The organism is Ectobacillus ponti (assembly GCF_024294785.1).
Taxonomy (GTDB): Bacteria; Bacillota; Bacilli; order Bacillales; family Bacillaceae_G; genus Ectobacillus; species Ectobacillus ponti.
Map to the genome: position 1 here is coordinate 1 of NZ_JANCLT010000098.1, position 551 is coordinate 551.

The 551-nt window shown below is 63.7% G+C and carries 1 protein-coding gene; it reads left to right on the forward strand.

All coding sequences use genetic code 11. From position 1 onward, the window contains the following. The first annotated feature begins 82 nt into the window (after positions 1 to 82). Positions 83 to 484: an alpha-amylase inhibitor/seed storage/lipid transfer family protein gene (locus tag NK662_RS24740; RefSeq protein ID WP_254761371.1), complete on the forward strand. Its 402-nt coding sequence runs from the start codon at positions 83 to 85 to the stop codon at positions 482 to 484. Positions 485 to 551 lie beyond the last annotated feature (67 nt).

A 551-nucleotide genomic window follows, 5' to 3' on the forward strand; every position in this document is an offset into this window, starting at 1 on the left:
CATCTCCAGCTGATCAAGAGCTCTTAATTAGCTAGCTAGTGATTAGCTGCGCTTGTGATCGATCGATCTCGGGTACGTAGCAATGGCGTCCAAGGCGTTCGCTCTGTTCCTGGCCGTGAACCTCGTCGTGCTCGGGGTGGCAAGCGCCTGCGGCGGCAGCCCGTCGTGCCCGACGCCGACGCCGTCGACCCCGACACCGTCAACGCCGACGCCGACGCCGTCGGCGTTCGGGAGGTGCCCCCGCGACGCGCTGAAGCTGGGCGTGTGCGCCAACGTGCTGGGCCTGATCAAGGCCAAGGTGGGCGTGCCTCCGGCGGAGCCGTGCTGCCCGCTGCTGGAGGGGCTCGTCGACCTCGAGGCGGCGGTGTGCCTCTGCACGGCCATCAGGGGCAACATCCTCGGAATCAACCTCAACCTCCCCATCGACCTCAGCCTCATCCTCAACTACTGCGGCAAGACCGTCCCCACCGGCTTCAAGTGCTAATCAGCGTGCATATGCAATGCCTGCATGGGTTGATCCTACGTACGGTGTTTAGTTGGCTTTGACGACT